Annotated in this window: 20 protein-coding genes; 14 read left to right on the top strand and 6 right to left on the bottom strand. The window is 60.9% G+C overall.

What is annotated here, in order from left to right; genetic code table 11:
- Positions 1-51: 51 nt before the first annotated feature.
- The 7 genes from CAF74_RS11730 to CAF74_RS11760 all read left to right on the top strand — a co-directional run bounded on the left by CAF74_RS11730 (position 52) and on the right by CAF74_RS11760 (position 8226).
- Complete coding sequence (locus tag CAF74_RS11730) at positions 52-1809, top strand: carbamoyltransferase (RefSeq protein ID WP_007952261.1); 1758 nt, start codon at positions 52-54, stop codon at positions 1807-1809.
- Complete coding sequence (locus tag CAF74_RS11735; protein WP_085746467.1) at positions 1793-2923, top strand: glycosyltransferase; 1131 nt, start codon at positions 1793-1795, stop codon at positions 2921-2923. Before CAF74_RS11730 ends, CAF74_RS11735 begins: the two co-directional genes overlap by 17 nt.
- Entirely contained in the window at positions 2923-3819 is an 897-nt protein-coding gene (locus tag CAF74_RS11740; protein ID WP_085746468.1) for an antimicrobial resistance protein Mig-14, read from the top strand. Before CAF74_RS11735 ends, CAF74_RS11740 begins: the two co-directional genes overlap by 1 nt.
- A gap of 8 nt (positions 3820-3827) precedes the next feature.
- A complete protein-coding gene (locus tag CAF74_RS11745; RefSeq protein ID WP_085746469.1) occupies positions 3828-5228 on the top strand; it encodes a PIG-L family deacetylase in 1401 nt (466 codons plus the stop codon).
- Between the two features lie 84 nt (positions 5229-5312).
- Positions 5313-6269, top strand: a complete 957-nt coding sequence (locus CAF74_RS11750) for a glycosyltransferase (protein ID WP_085746470.1) — start codon at positions 5313-5315, stop codon at positions 6267-6269.
- A 55-nt stretch (positions 6270-6324) separates the two neighbouring features.
- On the top strand, positions 6325-7086 hold the full coding sequence (locus CAF74_RS11755) for a hypothetical protein (protein WP_085746471.1): 762 nt from the start codon (positions 6325-6327) through the stop codon (positions 7084-7086).
- 48 nt (positions 7087-7134) lie between these two features.
- Positions 7135-8226, top strand: a complete 1092-nt coding sequence (locus CAF74_RS11760) for a glycosyltransferase (protein WP_085746472.1) — start codon at positions 7135-7137, stop codon at positions 8224-8226.
- Here the strand turns inward: CAF74_RS11760 and CAF74_RS11765 are convergent.
- Positions 8221-8826, bottom strand: coding sequence for a toluene tolerance protein (locus tag CAF74_RS11765; RefSeq protein ID WP_085746473.1), 606 nt, complete (start codon positions 8824-8826; stop codon positions 8221-8223). The two genes, CAF74_RS11760 and CAF74_RS11765, sit on opposite strands and share 6 nt — an antisense overlap.
- A gap of 110 nt (positions 8827-8936) precedes the next feature.
- Here CAF74_RS11765 and CAF74_RS11770 point away from each other — a divergent pair, with 110 nt between their 5' ends.
- The 5 genes from CAF74_RS11770 to hldE all read left to right on the top strand — a co-directional run bounded on the left by CAF74_RS11770 (position 8937) and on the right by hldE (position 14955).
- On the top strand, positions 8937-10109 hold the full coding sequence (locus CAF74_RS11770) for an O-antigen ligase (RefSeq protein WP_085746474.1): 1173 nt from the start codon (positions 8937-8939) through the stop codon (positions 10107-10109).
- A 15-nt stretch (positions 10110-10124) separates the two neighbouring features.
- Positions 10125-11930 carry a lipid A export permease/ATP-binding protein MsbA gene (msbA, locus tag CAF74_RS11775; RefSeq protein ID WP_085746475.1) on the top strand — a complete coding sequence of 602 codons (1806 nt, stop codon included), beginning with the start codon at positions 10125-10127 and terminating at the stop codon, positions 11928-11930.
- Positions 11931-12119: 189 nt separating this feature from the next.
- The gene (locus CAF74_RS11780) at positions 12120-12824 is read left to right on the top strand and encodes a sulfotransferase family 2 domain-containing protein (RefSeq protein ID WP_085746476.1); all 705 of its coding nucleotides are present in this window, start codon (positions 12120-12122) and stop codon (positions 12822-12824) included.
- Positions 12817-13428: an adenylyl-sulfate kinase gene (cysC, locus tag CAF74_RS11785; RefSeq protein WP_085746477.1), complete on the top strand. Its 612-nt coding sequence runs from the start codon at positions 12817-12819 to the stop codon at positions 13426-13428. Before CAF74_RS11780 ends, cysC begins: the two co-directional genes overlap by 8 nt.
- Positions 13429-13530: 102 nt before the next feature.
- The gene (gene hldE / locus CAF74_RS11790; protein WP_085746478.1) at positions 13531-14955 is read left to right on the top strand and encodes a bifunctional D-glycero-beta-D-manno-heptose-7-phosphate kinase/D-glycero-beta-D-manno-heptose 1-phosphate adenylyltransferase HldE; all 1425 of its coding nucleotides are present in this window, start codon (positions 13531-13533) and stop codon (positions 14953-14955) included.
- Between the two features lie 66 nt (positions 14956-15021).
- Here hldE and CAF74_RS11795 read toward each other — a convergent pair whose 3' ends face one another.
- The 4 genes from CAF74_RS11795 to CAF74_RS11810 form a co-directional block, all read right to left on the bottom strand.
- Positions 15022-15990 carry a hypothetical protein gene (locus CAF74_RS11795; RefSeq protein ID WP_007952240.1) on the bottom strand — a complete coding sequence of 323 codons (969 nt, stop codon included), beginning with the start codon at positions 15988-15990 and terminating at the stop codon, positions 15022-15024.
- Between the two features lie 31 nt (positions 15991-16021).
- Positions 16022-16834 (bottom strand): aldo/keto reductase, encoded by an 813-nt coding sequence (locus CAF74_RS11800; protein WP_011332151.1) that lies wholly within the window; start codon positions 16832-16834, stop codon positions 16022-16024.
- On the bottom strand, positions 16831-18006 hold the full coding sequence (locus CAF74_RS11805) for an FAD-binding oxidoreductase (RefSeq protein ID WP_085746479.1): 1176 nt from the start codon (positions 18004-18006) through the stop codon (positions 16831-16833). The genes CAF74_RS11800 and CAF74_RS11805 overlap by 4 nt, the downstream gene beginning before the upstream one ends.
- A 129-nt stretch (positions 18007-18135) precedes the next feature.
- Entirely contained in the window at positions 18136-18468 is a 333-nt protein-coding gene (locus tag CAF74_RS11810) for a multidrug efflux SMR transporter (protein ID WP_007952237.1), read from the bottom strand.
- Positions 18469-18570: 102 nt separating this feature from the next.
- Between CAF74_RS11810 and CAF74_RS11815 the strand changes: the two genes are divergently transcribed.
- Together CAF74_RS11815 and waaA are read left to right on the top strand one after the other, a co-directional pair.
- Positions 18571-19473 carry a LysR family transcriptional regulator gene (locus CAF74_RS11815; RefSeq protein ID WP_007952236.1) on the top strand — a complete coding sequence of 301 codons (903 nt, stop codon included), beginning with the start codon at positions 18571-18573 and terminating at the stop codon, positions 19471-19473.
- An 11-nt stretch (positions 19474-19484) separates the two neighbouring features.
- On the top strand, positions 19485-20765 hold the full coding sequence (waaA, locus tag CAF74_RS11820; protein WP_085746480.1) for a lipid IV(A) 3-deoxy-D-manno-octulosonic acid transferase: 1281 nt from the start codon (positions 19485-19487) through the stop codon (positions 20763-20765).
- A 31-nt stretch (positions 20766-20796) separates the two neighbouring features.
- Here waaA and CAF74_RS11825 read toward each other — a convergent pair whose 3' ends face one another.
- Positions 20797-22230, bottom strand: a complete 1434-nt coding sequence (locus tag CAF74_RS11825; protein WP_085746481.1) for a TolC family outer membrane protein — start codon at positions 22228-22230, stop codon at positions 20797-20799.
- Position 22231: the final 1 nt, after the last annotated feature.

Raw genomic sequence — 22231 nt, forward strand, 5'->3', positions numbered from 1 at the left:
ATTTTTCAAGGCGCATCGCGCCTGAATGCAGACTAAAGAGGCTAGACCCCTGTGGCATTGACGATTCTTGGCCTGTCCGGCGCCCTTAGCCATGATCCTTCCGCAGCCCTGTACATCGACGGCAAGCTGGTCGCGGCGGCTGAGGAAGAGCGCTTCGTACGCGATAAACATGCAAAGAACCGCATGCCCTACGAATCGGCGAAGTTCTGCCTGGAGCAGGCAGGCATCAAGCCTTCCGACGTTGACGTGGTCGCGATTCCGTTCGCCCCGATCAGCATTTTCGGCAAGGCTCGCTGGCAGTACGCCAAGCGTTACTGGTACGCCCCGGACCGCGCACTCGACGCGATCCTGATGGGCAACCGTCGCTACAAGCGCTATCGCAACAAGATTGTCTGGTGCCTGGAGCAACTGGGCTTCGATCCGAAGAAAATCAAGATCGAACCGGTTGAACACCACCTGGCCCACGCTTCCAGCGCCTATCACTGCTCGGGTTTCAAAGAGAAAACCGCGATCCTCGGCATCGACGGCAAGGGCGAGTACGCCACGACCTTCTTCGGTTACGGCGAAAACGGCAAGATCCACAAGATCAAGGAATTCTTCGATCCGGACTCCCTCGGCGGCCTGTACGGTGCGATCACCGAGTTCCTCGGTTTCGACATGCTGGACGGCGAGTTCAAGGTCATGGGCATGGCGCCGTACGGCGACGCCAGCAAATACGATTTCTCGCGCCTGGCTTCGTTCGAGAACGGCGAGCTGGTGATCAACACCGACTACGCCAACGTGATCGGCTTGCGTCGCTATAAAGAGAAGGGCAAGGGTTACTACTTCTCGCCGAAGCTGATCGAGTGGCTGGGTCCGAAGCGCGAAGGCGACATCGCCGACGAGCCGTACATCCACTACGCCGCCAGCATCCAGGCACTGTTCGAAAAAATCGCGCTGCAGATGATCGACTACTACCTGGGCGACGTGCTCAAGGAAACCGGCAAGCTGGCCTACGCCGGCGGCTGTGCGTTGAACGTCAAGCTCAACCAGAAAATCATCGCCCGCGACGACGTCAAGGAACTGTTCGTACAGCCTGCCTCCGGCGATGCCGGCACTGCAGTCGGCGCAGCGGCCTATGTGTCCAACGCCCGTGGCGTGCCGGTCGAGAAGATGGAACACGTCTACCTCGGCCCGTCGTACAGCAATGAAGACGTGATCGCCGCGTGCGCCCGTCACGAGAACAAGCCGACCTGGCGCAAGCTCGACAACATGCCGGAGCAGATCGCCAAAATCATGGTCGATGGCAACCCGGTGGCCTGGTTCCAGGGCCGCATGGAGTTCGGTCCGCGCGCACTGGGTGGTCGTTCGATCATCGGTTGCCCGAGCGTGGCTGGCGTGGCTGACCGCATCAACCACCAGATCAAGTTCCGCGAGCGCTGGAGGCCTTTCTGCCCGTCGATGCTCGACACCGTTGCGCCACAGATGATCAAGATCGATCACCCGGCGCCGTTCATGACCTTCACCTTCGAAGTGGCTGAAGAGTGGAAGACACGCGTGCCGGAAGTCGTCCACGAAGACGGTACTTCCCGGGCCCAGGTGCTCAAGCGCGAATACAACCCGCGCTACTACGACATGATGAAGGCGCTGGAAGTGCTGACCGGCAACGGCGTGTCCCTGAACACTTCGCTCAACCGCCGTGGTGAACCGATGATCTGCTCGCCGACCGACGCCCTGAACATGTTCTTCGGCTCGGATCTGCAATACCTGATCATGGAAGACATCCTGGTGGTCAAAGAAGGCGCAAACGCTTATGACACGCTCGGCTGAACGCCATGTGCTGCAGTTCTGTCACGGCTATGACGGGCCGTTCCTCGACTGCGCACGGCAATACGCCAGCCTGTTTGCGGGCACCGGTTATCGGGTCACCACGGTCTTTCTGACCGGGGCCGCCGATAGCGAGGTGGCCGCAGCCTGCGCCTCCGATGAAGTGTTGTTCATGGAATACAGCTCCAAGGCCATTCGTGGCCTGAAGCTGGGCGCCATCGGCGATCTGCGCAAGATCGCCGCTTCACGCAATTTCAGTTTCTGCATCGCCCATCGCTTCAAGCCGATCTACATCGCCTTGCTCGGCACTTCGCTGCCGGTGATTGGCGTGCATCACGCGTTTGGCGATTACAAACGCGGCTCGCGCAAACTCTTTGCGCAGATTTTCCGCAAGCGTCTGAGCCTGCTCGGCGTGTCCGATGCAGTGCGCGACGACATGCGCCGTTGCCTGCCGAAATGGCCGGCGGCGCGCATCCAGACCCTCTACAACCGCATCGATGTCTCGGCGTTGCAGATGAGTCAGGTGTCGGCCCGTGAAGCCCGCGAGACCCTCGGTCTGTCAGCGGATGCGTTCATTGTCGGCAACGTCGGTCGTCTGCACCCGGACAAGGATCAGGCCACGCTGCTGCACGGTTTTGCTGCGGCATTGCCCGGTCTGCCGGCCAACAGCCAACTGGTGATTCTCGGCAAAGGGCGTCTGGAACAAGACCTCAAGGAACTGGCCCGTGAACTGGGCATCGGTGATCGCGTGTTGTTCCTCGGCCAGGTGCCGGACGCGCGCAATTATTTCCGCGCATTCGATGTGTTTGCCTTGAGCTCCGACCACGAACCGTTTGGCATGGTGCTGCTGGAGGCCATGGCCGCCGGCGTGCCGTTGCTGGCCACGGCGTGTGGCGGGGCGAAGGAAGTGGTCGAAGGCGTGGGCATTCTGTTCCCGCTGGGTGACGCCGAGCATCTGGCCCAGGGTCTGAAACATCTGGCCGGCATGGACGAGCAGCAGCGTCGTCAATGCGCCGAAATGATGGTCGATCGTCTGCGCGAGCGCTTCTCCGACCGAGCTGTACGCGACACCTTCTGGCATTTGCCGCAAGTTACCGATCTGGCACCGAGGGGCTGATGCTCAACCGATTTCAAGGCTGGCGCGAACGTGGCTGGTCGCCCGTTGACGCCTCAACTTATGCACAGGCCTGGCAGCGTTTCGGCGGCAGCGTCGCGACTCATCCCATGGTGGTCGAGCGTCTGGCGGATCTGGCCGGCATCCCGGTGCGTTATCTGGCCTGGGAGCAGCGGGGCGACGTCAAAGCCGCGATCCCGACCTGGGGCCGCGACTTGGCCTTGTCCAAGGACGTGCTCAAGCGCAGCGGCAAGAAAGGCTTGTTCGACCTCGGCAACGCCGAGCTGATCCTGCCGGCCGCCGTCGATGCCCAGGCCCCGCTGCGCCATCGCGGACGCTACTTGTCGGCGCTCAACGAAAACCGCTTCAGCGGCCTCAAGTTGCAGACCGAACAACTGGCCATGGCCCGTACCCCCGAAGAACTGTCGAAGAAGTTTCGCTACAACCAGCGCCGTGAACTGCGCCTGCTGGAAGAGGCGGGCGGTGTGGTGCGGCCGGTCAGCGACTTCTCGAGTGCGGAACTGGCAGCAATCTACTGCGACTTGTTTCAGCGTCGCTGGGGTTTTCCGGCCACTGGCGCGGCACGCATGGCCGAAGTCATCGAATTGCTGCGCGAATTGTTGATCGGCTCGGTGATCTTCCTCAACGACGCGCCGATTGCCATTCAACTGGTGTATCGCGTTGAAGCCCCGGAGTGGATCAGCGTCGAATACATCAACGGCGGCGTCGACCCTGAAACCCGCGAATTCAGCCCTGGCAGCGTCCTGAGTTTCCTCAATACGCACAGTGCCTGGGAGCATGCGCGGGCACTGGACAAGCCGCTGCGCTTTTCCTTCGGTCGTGCCGACCGTGAATACAAGGATCGCTGGTGCAATCCTGTGCCGGTCTTCACCGTATGAGTCAGCCCATGAGCCGCAAACAGCAATTGCTCAAGCGCCACCGGCGCAATAAACGCATCGGCCTGTTGATCGCACTGGTCGTGTTGATCGCTCTCGGTGTGCTGGTGGCCTGGTGGTTGCCGCTGGTGCTGGCAGTGGTTGGCTGGATCGCTCACGAAGCGTGGTTCGCCGATCACCTGTTCTATTCGCCGAAAGACGATTACCAATACAGCTTTCCGCCGTTTACCCCGCAGCCAAAAGTGCATTTGAACGGCGAGCAATTGCGCCTCGACGAAGGCGTGATGCTGATGGACGACGCTACGCTGATCCTCGCGGTGAATGTCAAAAGCAGCTTTCTGGGACGCTTCTTCGATCCTCGGGTCGAGTTGGCCGGGGGCACCCATCCCGATGCGCAGACGTTCGAACGTGGCGTCAACGGTCTGCGTTATCTGAACCTCAGCGGGCAGGCGCAGGCCTTGTCGCAAGGCCAGTTGCGTCTGCGCGGGCGCTTTTGCCGGGTCTCCGGCGAGCCGGTGCTGTGGGCACTGGAGCAGCCGGACTACCGCCAGCAGCGGGTGATGGTCATCGCCCCTCACGCCGACGATGCGGAACTCGCCGCCTACGGTCTGTACAGCCAGGCCAGTGAAGCCTGGATCGTGACGCTGACCGCCGGCGAGATCGAAGCCGAACATTATCAACAGATGGGCCTGAACAAGGTCGAGGCGGCGCGGCTAAAGGGGCGCCTGCGTGCCTGGGACAGTCTTGCCGTACCGCGCTGGGCCGGCGTACCGCAGGAGCACTGCGTGCAGCTCGGGTATTTCTGCCTGCAACTGGCGGCGATGCAGGCTGCGCCGAATCAGCCGGTGGGTTCGCGGGAAGCTGATTTGAGTGATACACGGATGTTTCGTCAGCTGAATCCGTTTGCCTTGCCCGGTGATGCCGATGGCGCGCCGACCTGGAACAATCTGCTGGCCGACCTGCGTGACGTGCTGTCCCGCGCGCGCCCGGATGTGATCGTGCTGCCGCATCCGACGCTCGATCCGCATCCCGATCACATCTGCGCCCAGGAAGCCGTGCTGGAAGTCTTGCGTGGTCTTGACTGGCAACCGGTCCTGCTCGGCTACGCCAACCACCTGCACGATAACGATCGCTGGCCGATGGGTGATAGCGGGCAAGGTATCGCCCTGCCGCCGACATTCGACTCGTCGCAACCGATGCAGCCATTGTGCGTGCCGTTGACGCTCTCGCAGCAACGTGACAAAGCCATGGCCTTGGGCATGATGCACGACCTGCAACCACCGGCTCCGTTCAAGCGTCGCCTGCGGCGCGGCCTGCAGCGCCTGCTTGCGGGGCGTGCGGGCTCGCCCTACGGTGAAAACGAATTTTTCCGCAAGGCTGTACGACGCCATGAACTGTTCTGGCGTTTATAGATGGTACGGGCCTGAAGTACGTCCGCTTTCGAGCGGAAAGACCTTCAGGCGTTGCTCTGTTTGCCTGTCGCGGCAAGGAAGACGATGAAAGTTTTATTTCTGGTGCAGAAAGATCAGCGGGCGATTCTGGATCGCTTGTACGAAGGTGTTGCGGCACATTGCGAGTGCGATCTGCGGTGGCTGAGCAGCGATGAACAGCGCAATCTGCGTCGCTATTTCCGGCGCGAAGTCGACGTTACGCAATATGACCGCATCGTGTTTTTCCTTCGTTTCAAGCAGGAAATCCGTCAGGTCGGATTTATCCGCACGATCCCCAATCTGGTGATTCTGGAACACGATGCCTACCAGAATTACATTCCGTGCAAATACACCGGTAAGTTCAGCGCGCATTACCGCCGCTTGCCGTGGGCGCGGGTGATCAGCTCCGGCTTCGTGGTCACCGAGCGCCTTCGTCAGGAGGGCTTCGACGCCGTCTTCGTGCCCAAGGGCTACGACCAGTCACAACTTGAAGATCAGGGGCGCGAGCGGGATATCGAGCTGGCTTTCGTGGGTAGCACCAACAGTGTTGCCTACAGCGGTCGCAAAGCCTTGCTCGACGAGTTGGGGCGCGTCGAGCCTCTGGTGGTCACTCGTACAAAATCCGGAGAGGAATACCGCGACACGCTCAACCGAATCCGCTTTTTTGTCAGCGCCGACGTTGGCATGGGCGAATTCATGATCAAGAATTTCGAAGCGATGGCCTGCGGTTGTGTATTGCTGGCGTTTGATCAGGGGGCAGAGGAAAGTCAGGCCCTGGGGTTGAAGGACATGCACAACGTGGTGTTCTACAGGGACATCGCACAGCTTCAGGAGAAGCTGGCCGTATTGCGCAGCGATCCGGAACTGGCGCCGCGAATTGCGCGCAACGGTCGGGAGCTCGCGGTCAGTCAGTTCAGCTTTGCACGAATCGGCCAACGTATCGTCGAGGAACTTAAGCCAGAACTGCGGGCTCGTGCGCCGCTGAGCCTTCTGGAAAAGGTGCGTCTGAAGCTGGGCATTTGACAAGCACTACCCGGCAATCGATATTGCTGGCGACTTTTACCTAATTGAGATTCCGGTGCAATTTACTCAAGAAAGTGACATCACCCTGGTGGTCACCAGCTGTGGTCGAATGGATCTGCTCAAGATAACGCTTGAGAGCTTCGACCGGTTCAATACCGCTCCCATCCGTGAAGTGTTCATCACGGAGGATGCGGGGGATGAAGGTGTGCACGCTGTGATTCCTGCTCATTGGAAGGAGCATTGCACCGTATTCATCAATCGCCCGAAGCTGGGGCAGCTGGCATCAATCGACTTGGCTTACGCACATGTCACCACACCCTATGTCTTCCATTGCGAAGACGACTGGGAATTCTATCGCCCGGGATTTGTGGAAGACTCCAGGACCATTCTCGACCTGCGCCCGGAAATTCTGCAGGTCTGGCTGCGTAGCTATAATCATGACTTGCGGGTGCACAGTCCTTACATTCGGCTGGAGACGCGGGAGATCGTCGGCGGGGTAGCTTGTTACCCGTTGGTGTCCGACAAGCCTGAGTGGCAGGGCTTTTCGCTGAATCCTGGCTTGCGCCGGATGAAGGAATACCGCTTGTGCGCACCTTTTGCCGGATTCAGTGGGGAGAAGGCGCTGTCCATTCGCTACGCAGACTTGAATCTGACGGCCATGACGCTGGAAGCGGACGCCGTCATGCACACGGGTTTCGGTCTGCATGTGCAAACGGCTGTCGAGCGTCAGCGCAAGGCGCGCCGCAGTCGTCGCGAACAGATAAAGTTCGTATTGTCTTTGCTGTTGGGAGTCTGTATTGGCTGGTTCATCAATTAAATGCACCGCAGCTTTTTTCCAGAAACCCAGGTATTGGCTTCGTTCCCTATGAGTATTCTCAACGTCATGTGGGCCGGGGGTGCTCCGTTTGCCTCAACTCATAAGGTGCATCAACAGATCCTGTCTCAGGCCGCTTCGTCGGAGCCGGTTCAAACCTGGTTGCTTCAAGGCCGCGCCTGCGAAGGTGGGCTGAGCGTTGGCGAAGTGACGGAGTGGGGGCTGTCCTCCGCCCGGTTGAAAGGGCGGCATTTCTGGCGGCTGACGAGGCCCTGGATGCGTTCCAGATTTCACAAAGCCCTCAAAAACAGCGGTGCACGCGTGGTGCTCCTCGATGGCCTTGGCGTAGCACGTACATTGCTGCCTGTCATCGAAGCCATGCCCGACGTTCGTGCGGTGGTGGTCTTTCATGGTTCGACGCGGCTTCATCCTGCGGATCGCGCGCTCTTCAAACGAATTCCCTCCTCGCAACTGACGCTGGTTGCAGTCTCGAACACCCTCGCGGCGTCGTTGTGTCAGGACTTGCAGATTCAGGTCATGACGTTGCGCAGCGCTTTCGATCCTCTGGCGTTTCGTGCCGACCTTCTCCCTCGGGAGCAGGCGCGAGCGCGATTGGGTCTTGCGCTGGACAAACCGGTATTGGGAGCTGTTGGGCGACTGGTCGCGGGCAAGGGGTTTGGTTGCCTGCTCGACGCTTTCGCCGAAGCCTTGCTTCAGCGACCTGATCTGCAGTTGGTGATTCTCGGTGAAGGCACGGGGCGCGCTGTGCTGGAGGCGCGGATCGATGAGTTGCAATTGCGTGGCAAGGTCTTGCTGCCGGGGCATCTGGATGATGCGGCTCAGCTTTACCGGGCATTCGATTGGGTTGCCATGCCGTCGCTGAATGAAGGCCTGGGGCTGATCATGCAGGAAGCCGTCATGGCGGGTGTTCCGGTTTTATCCAGTGAGCTGGAGGTGTTTCGCGAACAGTTGGCCGATACCGGCTGGTATGCCCCCGTTCAGGATGTGGCCGCCTGGCGTGACGCGATCCTGAGGGCGTTCAGCGCATCGGCCGAAACAGTCGCCGCCGAGCAATATCAGGCGCTGGCGCCTGACCAGGCCTGGCTCGATTTCAGCCAGGCTGCCCACGACCTGCTTTCATGAAGGCATTACGGCCTTTTCCAGTGCGTGCATCGGAAAGGTTTCGTTCAGCTTCTCGCGTTCAATATAGCGAGCGAAATGCTGCAGGTTGCGCTTGACCAGATACCGGGGCAACGGCGCCCGCAAAAAACGCAAGTCTGCTACATCGATCAGGCCCATGCAGTTGTCGGGCGTCACCACAATGTTGCCCAGGTGCAGCGAACGAAAATAGATCCCCGATTCATGAAGATTGCGGATCAGACCGGCCAGGTCTGGCAATGCCTGCTGCCACGAAAAACCTTCCTTGCTGGCAATCTGGCGCAAGGTCTCTCCCGGCAATGGCTGGTAGAGCACAGCTGTCATGCCAGGAGCTTGCAGTTTATAAAGCTGCAGGACCTGAAGGGTTGGAACGCCCAGTTTTTGCAGTCCGACGGCGTTATCGATGAAGCGTTTCGAGTAGGGGCGCCACAGTGCGGATGAAAAAAACCGTTTGCGGCGGAACAGTTTCAGAATATTCCCATCCTGCAACAGGTAGACTTTCGGCCCGTAGCTATCGGCCTCCAGGATTCTGGCACCGTCAATCATTTGATTCAAAGTGGCCTCTGGCAGCCGGGAAAATTGCATCGTGAAAAGCCTTGTGGGAAGAACGGGGCGCTGTGGCGGGCAATGATGCCGAAAAGTTTCAGCTTTAACCATGCCGGGCTGGGTGGGTGAACTCTATCAGGAGCAGTTTGATGCAAGAAACACGTTGGGCGAAAGCATGGATGTCGACAGGTCTGTTGTGGTTTCTGTTAGCCATTGCCATTGCGCCTACCAACAAAGCCTATCAGCAAGGCCTGGTCGTATTGCTCTGGATACCTGCGCTGGTCTTTTCCTGGTCTGCACGGGCCCGGCTCAGGGAGATGTTTCATGAACAGCGCTGGATCTGGCTGCCGATGCTCGGGCTTCTGGCCTGGTCTTTGATCAGTCTTTCATGGACGAACGCCGCGGACAGCGGGCGCGAGGCCAAGCGGTTGCTGTATATCGTGGTTTTTCTTCTGTTCTTTCCGGTTTTTGCCAATGGCAGACCCGACCGTGTGATTCGCATCATGCAATGGGGTGGCATCGGGCTGGCGGCCACGGCAATCGCGGCTATCGTCAAATTCTACCTTCTCGATGGCAATGTCCTGATGGCGCGCGTGGAAGGCCTGGGCGAGCTGGCCCACCCGATCCTCGGGGGCTATGTCATCGGCCTGGCGGCGGTATGGCTTGTTCTGTGGCCACCACAAACCGGGCGGATGCAGATTGTCTGGGTCATCGCGATGACGTTTCTGGGTATGTTCGTACTGCTCAGCCAGAGTCGCGGCGCCGCATTGGCATTGTTTCTCACGCTGCTTGCCATGCCGATCTGGTGCGGTGACCGCCGCAGCCGTGCAATTGCGGCGTGCGCGTTGGTTGTCGCCATGCTGGCTTTCGTGTTGTTCGAGCCGTTGGTCATGGCGCGCGGCGTTTCCTACCGACCGCAGATTCTGATGGCCTGCCTGCAAATGATCGCCGAGCACCCCCTGCGTGGGCTGGGTCTTGGTGGCGACTACAAAGTGTTTGCTTCGGGCATGTATTTTGACCATGCCCATAATCTGTTCACCCATGTCGCTATCGAGCTGGGCCTGCCAGGCTTGCTGTTGTGGTGTGCAATCTGGATTGCCGTCTTGTGCCAGGCATGGAAAGCCCGGGAAACCCTCTACGGGCGGGGCATCATTGGCATTTGGCTGTTCTCGAGCCTGGCCATGCAATTCGACGCCGCCAGCCTGACCGGAACCCCAAGGGCCGAGTGGTTTGTAAGCTGGTTGCCTATTGGTCTGGCCAGTGTTTTGGTATGGGCTCGGGCCAATCCCGGTGCCTGTGATAAAATTTCGCGTTCTTCCTAATCAGTGAGCCCTACGATGAGTGACGTACCGCCCAAAGCGGAACAGGATTCCAGCCTGAAGATCTACTTTCGGCTGTTGGGGTACGTAAAGCCCTATATCGGCCTTTTCCTTCTGAGTATCGTGGGCTTCGTGATTTTTGCCTCCACCCAGCCAATGCTGGCGGGAATACTCAAATATTTTGTCGATGGCCTGAGCAATCCCGAAGCGGTGCTCTTTCCCAATGTTCCTTATCTCAAGGACCTGCAGTTGTTGATGGCCGTGCCGTTGCTGATCATTCTGATCGCTGCCTGGCAGGGTCTGGGGTCGTTTCTCGGCAACTTTTATCTGGCGAAAGTATCGCTGGGACTGGTGCATGACCTGCGCATCGAGTTGTTCAACAAACTGCTGGTGCTGCCCAATCGTTATTTCGACACCCATAATTCAGGGCATCTGATTTCGCGCATCACGTTCAACGTGACCATGGTGACCGGTGCCGCCACCGATGCCATCAAGGTGGTTATCCGTGAAGGCCTGACGGTGGTGTTTCTGTTCGCCTATCTGCTCTGGATGAACTGGAAGCTGACCCTCGTCATGCTGGCGATCCTTCCGTTGATTGCCTTAATGGTGGGGAGTACCAGCAAGAAATTCCGCAAGCAGAGCAAGAAGATCCAGGTGGCCATGGGCGACGTGACTCACGTGGCTTCCGAAACCATCCAGGGCTATCGCGTGGTGCGCAGTTTTGGTGGCGAGAGCTATGAAGAGCGCCGCTTTGCCGCTGCCAGCCAGAGCAACACCGACAAGCAATTGCGCATGACCAAGACCGGAGCGGTCTATACGCCCATGCTGCAGCTGGTGATCTACAGCGCCATGGCCGTGCTGATGTTCCTGGTGCTGTTCCTGCGTGGCGATGCCACGGCCGGTGATCTGGTGGCGTACATCACGGCCGCGGGTCTGCTGCCCAAGCCGATCCGGCAGTTGTCGGAGGTCAGTTCGACCATCCAGAAAGGGGTTGCCGGTGCCGAAAGCATTTTCGAGCAACTGGACGTAGAACCTGAAGTGGATAACGGTACGGTGGAGCGTGACCGGGTCAGCGGCCATCTGCAGGTACGCAACCTCAGTTTCACTTACCCGGGCACCGAGCGCGAAGTGCTGAAGAACATCAACTTCAGTGCGGCGCCAGGCCAGATGATCGCACTGGTGGGTCGCTCCGGTAGCGGCAAGTCGACTCTCGCCAGCCTGATTCCGCGTTTCTATCATCACGATATCGGGGAGATTCTGCTCGATGACGTCGAGATCGAAGATTACCGATTGCGCAACCTGCGTCGCCACGTTGCACAGGTCACCCAGCATGTGACCCTGTTCAACGACACGATTGCCAACAACATCGCCTACGGCGACCTGGCCGGTGCCCCCCGGGCCGATATCGAAAAGGCCGCTACCGACGCCTACGCAATGGACTTCATCTCGCAAATGCCCGAAGGCCTGGACACCCAGGTCGGGGAAAATGGCGTGTTGCTGTCTGGCGGTCAGCGTCAGCGCCTGGCGATAGCACGGGCGTTGTTGAAGAATGCACCGCTGCTGATTCTCGATGAGGCGACATCGGCACTGGATACCGAATCCGAGCGGCACATTCAGGCAGCGCTGGATCACGTCATGAAGGGCCGCACCACGCTGGTCATCGCTCATCGCCTCTCGACGATCGAGAAGGCCGATCTGATTCTGGTGATGGATCAGGGCCAGATTGTCGAACGTGGCACCCACGCACAGTTGCTGGCGCAGAACGGCTACTACTCGCGTCTGCATGCGATGGGCCTGGATGCTCCGGCTGAAGACATCGCCTGATCCCGACGACAGGATGGGACTGCCCCATCCTGTCGCCCTTCGGGGCGTGCAATGCGCTTCCGAGATATGTATCCGTTTCTTTACGCTTCTTGACCAAACTTGAATAAATCCCGGTAACACGCTTGTTAAGGTTCTCGAACGAACTTTGACTTCAATCGAGAGGGCCATCCCTTTCGCGTGGGTACTGCGATGCTGCAACGTTATCTCTGGAAGCTGTTGCCCAAGGCACAGCGGCAATTTCTGCTGGATCGACTGTCAGTCGTGGACCGTCAGGTCGTGAACAAGTCGATGTCTGCGAATCGGCACTACCCCCCATCGTTCGCGCAGCGTTCCTGTCTGTTTATCCACGTGCCCAAATGCGCCGGCAGCAGTATCTGTACGGCGATGTTCAACGGCAGGACTCCGGGTCACCTGCCGCTGTACTGGTACGAGCAGCAGTTTCCCGAGCAGTATGCCGCTGCGTACAAGTTTGCTTTCGTACGAGATCCTCTGGAGCGGGCGTATTCGGCTTATGCGTTTCTCCACGGCAATACGTTGAGCGGGCGTGATCATGCCGCGCAGCAACTGGTTCGGCAGTACCGGGACTTCGACGATTTCATTGCCCGCTGGCTGCATACGGAGACGATCTCGCGACAACTGCATTTTGCCGCACAGAGCGATTTTTTGACCGACTCGCTGGGCCATCTGGCCATGGATTTCATCGGCTATCAGGAGCACCTGGAGCGGGATTTTCAGATTGTCTGCGAGCAGTTGGGGATGGTGTGTCAGCTGCCACACGTCAACGTTTCCGTGCTGCGCCAGCCGACCAAGGCGCGAGAGTTCTGTACCTTGCGAACCCGGCGTCTGGTACGTCGGGTCTATCAACGTGACTATGAGTTGCTCGGTTATGAATGAAGTGTTGCCCGGTCTGGCGACCGCATCGGCCATTCGCCCATACAGCTTCACGCTGTCTGCTCGGGACAGAGCCGCGCTCAAGGCCCAGCATCCTCGCTGCCTGTGGCTGACCGGATTGTCCGGTGCCGGCAAATCGACGTTGGCCAACACCCTGGAAGTGCATTTGCATGAATTCGGCCTGCACACGTTTTTGCTCGACGGCGATAACGTGCGCAACGGTTTGTGCCGGGACCTGGGAATGGACGATGCGAGTCGTCGGGAAAATATCCGGCGCATGGCTGAAGTGGCCCGGCTGATGGTTGACGCCGGCCTGATCGTCATCGTCGCGGCGATCTCGCCGTTTCGGGCCGAGCGGGACGCTGCGCGGCAACTGTTTGCCGAGGGCGACTTTATCGAAGTGCATGTGAGCACGTCGCTGAAGGTGTGTGAGCGCCGGGACCCGAAAGGTCTGTACCAGGCCGTGCGAGAGGGCCGGATCAAGCAGTTCACGGGTATCGACAGCCCTTACGAAGAACCCTCGGCGGCGGAATGCCGGATCGATACGGAAACGGTCGAGCCGAGAGAAGCCTGCGAGCTGCTGGCGGCTTTTCTGCTTAAAAAATGAGCAAAAAAGCCAGCTGTTTCATCCTGTTGCAGCCGCCGCACAAGCCTTCGCCAACCCTGTGTTAATATCGCGCCCCTGTTCATTTTGTATGTGGGTTGCTCCATGAAGTTGTCCATGCCGCGATTCGATCAAGCCCCTGTCTTGGTGGTCGGCGATGTCATGCTCGACCGTTACTGGCATGGTGGTACCTCACGGATTTCCCCTGAGGCGCCGGTTCCTGTCGTTAAAGTCGAGCAAATCGAAGACCGCCCGGGCGGTGCCGCTAACGTTGCCTTGAACATTGCCGCGCTGGGTGCGCCGGCGTCGCTGGTCGGTGTGACCGGTGACGACGAAGCCGCCGACAGCCTGAGCAACAGCCTCAAGGGTGCGGGCGTGAGAGCCTTGTTCCAGCGCATCGCGCACCAGCCGACCATCGTCAAGCTGCGGGTCATGAGCCGGCACCAGCAATTGCTGCGTATCGACTTCGAAGAACCGTTCGCCACCGACGCACTGGCCCTCGGCGCGCAGGTCGACGATCTGCTCGAAGGCATCAAGGTGCTGGTGCTGTCCGACTACGGCAAGGGCGCCCTGAAAAACCATCATGCGCTGATCCAGGCCGCCCGTGCCAAAGGCATTCCGGTGCTGGCCGACCCGAAGGGCAAGGATTTCTCGATTTACCGTGGCGCGAGCCTGATCACCCCGAACCTCAGCGAGTTCGAAGCCATCGTCGGCGGTTGCGCCGATGAGCACGAGCTGGTGACCAAGGGCGCAACGCTGATGCACGACCTGGATCTCGGCGCGCTGCTGGTGACCCGTGGCGAACACGGCATGACCCTGTTGCGTCCGGATCATCCGGCGCTGCATTTGCCTGCACGGGCCCGTGAAGTGTTCGACGTGACCGGCGCCGGCGACACGGTGATTTCCACCCTGGCAGCCGCAATTGCCGCTGGCGAAGAACTGCCGCACGCGGTGGCGCTGGCCAATCTGGCGGCGGGCATCGTCGTCGGCAAGCTGGGTACCGCGGCGATCAGCGCCCCTGAGCTGCGTCGCGCCATCCAGCGTGAAGAAGGTTCCGAGCGCGGCGTGCTGGGTCTGGAGCAACTGCTGCTGGCAGTCGCCGATGCCCGTGCGCACAACGAGAAGATCGTGTTCACCAACGGCTGCTTCGACATCCTGCACGCCGGCCACGTGACCTACCTCGAGCAGGCGCGGGCCCAGGGCGATCGCCTGATCGTCGCGATCAACGACGATGCTTCGGTCAGCCGCCTGAAAGGGCCGGGCCGTCCGATCAACAGCGTTGACCGGCGCATGGCGGTTCTCGCCGGTCTCGGCGCGGTGGACTGGGTGATCAGCTTCGCTGAGGGCACCCCGGAAAACCTGCTGCGCGAGGTCAAGCCGGACGTGCTGGTGAAGGGCGGCGATTACGGCATCGACCAGGTTGTCGGCGCGGATATCGTCAAAGCCTACGGCGGCACCGTTAAAGTGCTGGGGCTGGTGGAAAACAGCTCGACCACGGCGATTGTGGAAAAAATCCGCAAATCCGAGTGATGCAAACATAAAGACCGCGCCTGTGATGACTCTCCGGAGTCACTCGCAGGCGCGGTCTTTTGCCGTTCAGGAGTTAACTTTCTTGCGTGGCACGATCTTCTTCAGCAGTTGCTTGGCCTTGCCGCGCAAGCGCGCCAGCCCGGTGTCCTTGGGCGGTGGGGTCAGACCCTGCTGGCGCAGCCAGTCCTTCCAGCGAATACGCTCGTCGCGCACCAGCCAGCCGTCCTGCCGGGCGAAACTTTCCGCCAGGTACAGACCGCGAGTGCCCGCCGGGTACAACTGACCTTTCTTCAGCGTGTACAGCTCGGGCAGCGGTTCGCCGTCCTGCAACGGCATCAAGTACAGATCGGGGCGCTTGCGGTCGAGTCGGGCGACCAGTTGATCGCCTTCCAGCCGTTCATCGACATGGAACAGGCTGAGGTTCTTGGCTTCCTTGGGCACGTCCAGCCGCAGGTCGTAGATCAATTGCAGGGACGCGGTCGGCAAATGCACGTAGGCCCGCGGCCGTTCAAGCAATTGCAGATTGGCGCAGCGCACCGGCCGTGCCGAACCGGACAGCGGCGTCAGGCGAAAGGGCAGAGCCTCGCGATAATGCAGCGCCGAGGCATACGGCGCCGGCAGCCAGGTGTCATTGAAGCGCCCGCCGAGCCAGCCTTCCGGGGTTTCCAGCAGGCATTCTTCGGCGATCTCCTGGATCGCTGTGTGCAGCGGAATGTTCAGCTCATGGGCCGGCACGTAACCGGAAATCAGCTTGAGCACCACATCGCCGCGATCCTGCCGACGCTGGCGCACCAGCACCCAGTAATCGCGATTCTGCCAGTGCAGGGTCAGACGCACCGAAACGCCTAGGTTGGCCAGCTCCAGCGCAAACCGCTCGGCGTCGGCCACGCTGACCGGTTTGCGTCGCTGCAGGGTCTGGGCAAAATTCAGCGGCATGCCGACGCTCTGGTAGGTCAGGCCTTCCGGCGTGGCTTCGACGAACAGCGGCAGCGTCTTGAAGTTGCTCGGGTTCTTTCTGATGAGCGTACGCGGCATGTCGGCTCCTGCTTAAGGCCGCGAGGCGGCGTCAGTGACCACGAAGGACCTGGGCAACGGTCGCAACGTTATGGGCGAGGTGCAGCGGATTGATTGTCCCGACAATGGCACTGGCCACGCCGGGCTGGGCGAACAGCAACTCGAAGCTGGCGCGCACCGGATCCACGCCGGGACTCAGGCACACATGACCGCTGGCCAGTGCCTTTTTCACCAGAATGGCTTTGCCGTGGGCAGCAGCATAGTCAATGACCGCCTTCTCGTTTTGTTCGTTCAGATTGTAGGTGACCATCGCACAGTCGCCTTGCTCCAGTGCTTTGAGGCCACCGTCGACGGTTTTGCCGGAAAAGCCGAAGCCGCGAATCTTGCCCTCGGCCTTGAGTGCCGCGAGGGTTGCGTAGACTTCGCTGTCGTTGAGGATCGCCAGATCGTTACCGTCGGAGTGCACCAGCACCAGGTCGATAAAATCGGTTTCAAGACGTTGCAGGCTGCGCTCCACCGACATCCGCGTGTGGGCGGCGCTGAAGTCGTGGGTCGACTGGCCGTCGACAAATTCTTCGCCGACCTTGCTGACGATCACCCAGTCCTGACGCTGACCGCGCAGCAGCGGGCCGAGACGTTCCTCGCTGCGGCCATAGGCCGGTGCGGTGTCGATCAGGTTGATGCCCAGCTCCCGCGCCTGTTTGAGCAACATGCGCGCAGCGTCATCGTCGGGGATCTGGAAGCCGTTGGGGTATTTCACGCCCTGGTCGCGGCCGAGTTTGACGGTGCCCAGGCCCAGTGGCGAAACCAGCAGGCCGGTGCTGCCCAGCGGGCGATGCAGATCGTGCAGGGTCGGCAGGCTCATGGCAGCAGTTGCTCCCAGGCGGGAACGCCCATCGGTGGTTTTGGCAGCTCGGGCAGCGGAGCCGGGTGGCTTGGCTGGATGCCGTCGCGTTCGAGGGACGCGATCACGCGGTCAGCGAAATCCGGAGCCAGGGCCAGTTTGGTTGGCCAGCCGACCAGCAGGCGACCTTCTTCAGCGAGGAAGGCGTTGTCTGGACGGGTAAGACCGGTTTGCAGCGGTTCGGCGCGATCGACGCGAAGGGTCGCCCATTGCACGGTGCTCAGGTCGATCCATGGCAACAACTGGCCAAGTTCTTTTTTAGCGGTGGCGATCTGTTCGGCCGGCTCACGGGCCACGCCTTCGGACTCGGCAATGTCGCCGCCCAGATACCAGACCCACTGGCCGTCAGCGGCCGGGTGGGTGGTCACGGTGATGCGCGGTTTGGTACCGCCACCCAGGCAGTGCGCGTACAGCGGCTTCAGGCCCGGGCCCTTGGCGATGATCATGTGCAGCGGCCGGCGTTGCATGGCCGGATGAGTCAGGCCCAAAGCAGTCAGCAGGTCGGCAGTACCGGCGCCGGCGCTGAGGACGATGCGCTGGGCGCGAATCTCGCGGCCATCGACTTTCAGGCCAACCAGTACGCCGCTTTCCAGCAGCGGCTCGATGGTCTGGCCGGCGAGCAGACCGTCGCCCGACAGGTCGGCCAGACGCTGGATCAGGCTCGGTACATCGATCACCAGTTCGGCGAGGCGGTAGACCTTGCCCTTGAAACGCTTGTCTTGCAGGGCCGCCGGCAGTTGATCGCCCTTGACCTGATCGACCCGGCCACGCACCGCTTTGCTGGCGAAGAAACTGGTGAGGTTGCCGGCCAGGGTGCCCGGCGACCACAGGTAATGGGCTTCGGACAGCAGGCGCACGCCGGTCAGGTCCAGTTCGCCGGTGCCGGCCAGGGCTTCACGCCAGCGGCGCGGCATGTCGGCGATGGCTTCCGAGGCGCCGGTCAGCGCACCGTGCAGCGCGTACTTGGCGCCGCCGTGGATGATACCCTGGGACTTCACACTCTGCCCGCCGCCGAGGCTGGCGTTTTCCACCAGCACGGTCGAGAAACCCTGGCGACGCAGGCGCGCGTTCAGCCAGAGACCGGCGACACCCGCGCCGACAATCAGCACGTCGGTGGAAATTGGAGATGGCATGCAACGACCTCAGTGTTCAAGACGAGGGCGCAGTATACAGACTCGGGGAAAAGGGGATTTGTCGATGATCAACAGAGGGAAGGCATGAGCCCTTGCAGGAGCGAGTACCTGCAAGGGCTCATGTCAGGATCAATGGCCGGCCGTTTTCGAGAACAGCTGAATCACCACCACGCCGAGCACGATCAGCGCCATCCCGAGCATCGCCGGGATATCCAGCTTTTGCCCGTAGATGAACAGCGCCGCGACGCTGACCATCACGATGCCCATGCCGGCCCACACCGCGTAGGCCACGCCCACCGGCACGCTGCGCACCACCAGGGTCAGCATCCAGAACGCGATGGCGTAGCCGACGATGACCAGCACCAGTGGCAAAGGCGTGCTGAAGCCTTTGACGGCTTTCATCGAAACGGTTGCGATCACTTCGGCACAGATGGCGATGGCCAGGTAGACGTAAGCGTTCATGTTCAAATCCTCGTGTGTAGCGTTGCTTTCTGAGGCGGCATTCTAGTGACTCCCCAGATGGGGTAAAGTCATTACCTATCTGTTTACAAGATGGGTTGGCCGATGAGCATGCAGTGGAATCTGGAGCAGTTGCGGGTGTTTGTTGCGGTCGCCGAACAACGCTCGTTTTCCGCCGTGGCGCGTCAGCAACGCAAGGCGCAGTCGGCGATCAGCAGCGCGATTGCCATGCTCGAGGACGACCTCGGCGTCAGTCTGTTCGAGCGTAGCAGCGGTCGCCAGCCGAGTCTCACCGAAACGGGTGAAGCCTTGCTTGAAGAGGCGCGTGAAGTGTTGCGTCAGTGCGAGCGCCTGAACGGTCGGGCCGTGGCCATGATGCGCGGGCAGGAAGCGCAATTGCGGGTTGCCCAGGATGAGGCGATGCCTTATCAGGCGCTGGTGGAAAGCTTCGGCGCGCTGGCCGAGCAGTTTCCCAGTCTTGAGGTGCAACTGACCAGCGCCGCCCAAGGCGAGGTTTCGCGCAAACTCGTGGAGCGCCGTGCCGATCTCGGGTTGCTGTTCTATCACGACGAAATCCCCGAAGCGCTGGAGCGCCGGGTGCTGGGCAGTGTGGAAATGGTCACCGTCTGCGGGGTCAATCATCCGCTGGCGGCGCAGTCACGGGTCAACTGCCAGCAGCTTGCTCAGCATCGGCAACTGCTGATGTCGACTCAGACCAGCGTCTACCCCGGCAGCGAACCGGCCAGTCCGCAGGTCTGGCGCGCCGACAGTTTCTACGTGATGGCCGAATGGCTGGTGCGCGATCTCGGTTGGGCCTGGCTGCCGCGTCACGTGGTGCAGTACTCGGCGTATCAGGGCCTGATGGTGGAACTCGACAGCGAATGGACGCCGCCGGCGCTGGTGGTGGAGCTGGTCTGGCGCCGCGACGAACCCCTCGGGCCAGCCGCCCGTTGGCTGGCGGAGCGATTTGCCATACACCTGCGGGCGATCGGCGGCAAAAGCCGATAAACTCCGCCGCCATGAATAGAACTCTCTACACCGCGCTGTTTTATCTGGGGCTGCCATTGGTGGCGATTCGGCTGTGGCTGCGCTCGCGCAAGGCGCCGGCGTATGCCAAGCGGATTGGCGAACGATTCTCCTATGGCATGCCGGCCCTGCAACCGGGCGGCATCTGGGTTCATGCCGTGTCGGTGGGCGAAAGCATCGCCGCCGCGCCGATGATTCGCGCGCTGCTGCAACGTTATCCACAGCTGCCGATTACCGTAACCTGTATGACCCCGACCGGCTCGGAGCGCATTCACGCGTTGTTCGCCAACGAGCCGCGCATCCAGCACTGCTATTTGCCGTATGACTTGCCCTGCGCGGCGGCGCGTTTTCTGGATCGCGTGCAGCCGAAACTGGCGGTGATCATGGAAACCGAACTGTGGCCCAACCACATTCACCAATGCGCCAAACGCAGGATTCCGGTGGCGCTGGCCAACGGGCGCCTGTCCGAACGTTCGGCCAAAGGCTATGGCCGATTCAGCAAACTGACCGCGCCGATGCTCGCCGAGATGAGCCTGTTCGCCGTGCAGACCGAGGCCGAAGCCCAGCGCTTCCGCGATCTCGGTGCGCGCCCGGAGACGGTCGAAGTAACCGGTTCGATCAAGTTCGACCTGACCATCGACCCGCAACTGCTGCAACGCGCTGCTGAACTGCGTGGCCAGTGGCAGGCGCTGGAGCGACCGGTATGGATCGCCGCCAGCACCCATGAAGGCGAAGATGAAGTGGTGCTGAATGCCCACCGTCGCTTGCTGGCCAACCATCCCGATGCGCTGCTGATTCTGGTGCCGCGCCATCCGGAGCGTTTCAACTCGGTGTTCGAGTTGTGCCAGCGTGAAGGCTTTGCCACGGTGCGTCGTTCGACCGGCGCGAGCGTCGATGCTGCAACGTCGGTGCTGCTCGGCGACACCATGGGCGAATTGCTGTTTCTCTATGCCCTGGCCGACAGCGCGTTCGTCGGCGGCAGCCTGGTGCCCAACGGCGGCCACAACCTGCTGGAACCGGCAGCGCTGGCGAAACCGGTGATCAGCGGCCCGCATCTGTTCAACTTCCTCGACATCGCCGCGCAACTGCGCAGCGCCGGAGCCTTGGCCGAAGTGGATGATGCCGAAGGTCTGGCGACAGAAGTGCAGCGCCTGTTCGAACTGCCCCGCGACGCACAGCGCATGGCCGACGCCGGGCTGAGCGTGATGCGCCGCAATCAGGGCGCGTTGCAACGTTTGCTCGATGGCCTGGGAAGGTTGATCGACCGCCCATAAAAAAACGCAGCCTCAGGGCTGCGTTTTTTGTTTAAGGCCGGGCCTTGAGCTGCGCTTCCGCAGCCTTGGCCAGATCCGGCGGCAGGAAGTCCTTGTCCGGGTTGTAGTCGGCTTTCAGATAACGCGTCAGATCCTGCAAATCACCCGGGTTCAACGTCCCCGCCGCCTGCTTCAGGCGCAGATTGTCGAGGATGTAGTCGTAGCGAGTGTTGTTGTAGTTGCGTACCGAGGTGTAGAGCTGACGCTGGGCGTCGAGCACGTCGACGATGTTGCGCGTACCTACCTGGTAACCGATTTCCGTGGCTTCCACTGCGCTCTGGTTGGAGATGATCGACTGGCGGCGCGCCTGCACCTGCTCGACGTCGGTGTTCACCGCGCGGTGCAGGTTGCGGGTGTTCTCCACCACTTGCCGGCGCAGGCCTTCACGCTGTTGTTCGGTCTGGTCCAGCCGCGAGTACGACTCGCGCACTTGCGAGCTGGTCAGTCCGCCGCTGTAGATCGGGATGTTCAGTTGTAAGCCCACGGTGCTCTGCTCGACGTTGCCACTGTACGGCGTACCGAACGCGTTCGGGTTGGAGAAGCCGAGGGCGTCGTTGTCGCCTTTCTCGTATTTGGCCACCGCGTCGAGGGTCGGCAGGTGGCCGGCCTTGCGCTGTTTCAGGGTCTGTTCGGCGGAGCTGACCGCGTAGTTGCTGGCCAGCAGATTGAGGTTCTGTTTCGCGGCGGTATCGACCCAGGCCTTGGCGTCGTTCGGCGCCGGCGGCAGGATCGGCAGCGTGTGGACGATGCCCTGGATCGAGTTGTACTGGCGGTTGGTCAGGGTGATCAGCGCTTCGAACGCATCATCGACCTGACGCTGGGCGACGATCCGGTTGGCGCGCGCGGTGTCGTAACTGGCTTGCGATTGCAGCACGTCGGTCTTGTCCGACAGGCCCACATCGAAGCGCTCATTGGACTGATCGAGCTGGCGCTTGAACGCGGCTTCCTCGGCTTTGGTCGAGGCCAGGTTGTCCTGGCTGCGCAGCACGTTGAAGTAGCTTTCGGCGGTTTGCAGGATCAGGTTCTGCTCGGTGGCCGAGAGTTGCAGCGCGGCCTGCTCGTTGACGTCCTTGGCGGCCTGGTACTGGAACCAGCGGTCGGCGCGGAACAGCGGTTGCGCCAGCGTCGCCTGATAGGAGTGCGCGCTGCGATTGGCGATGGCCGAGGGCTGGTCGATCGAAGTGCGCACGTTGGCGACTTCAGCGCCGCCGGACAGGTTCGGCAGTAGCCCGGCCCGGGCCTGGGGCACCACTTCTTTCTGCGCACCGTACTGGGCGCGGGCAGCGGCCAGGTCGGCGTTGTTGTCGACGGCTTCCTGATAGACGCTGACCAGATCGGTCCTGGTCGATAAAGGCGCTTCTGCTGCCCAGGCCGTTGCGGTGGACGCACAAGACACGGCGACAGCCAGTGAGAGTTTGCGCAGCATG

It is taken from the genome of Pseudomonas sp. R45(2017) (assembly GCF_002112305.1).
In the GTDB taxonomy this organism is placed as follows: domain Bacteria; phylum Pseudomonadota; class Gammaproteobacteria; order Pseudomonadales; family Pseudomonadaceae; genus Aquipseudomonas; species Aquipseudomonas paraglycinae.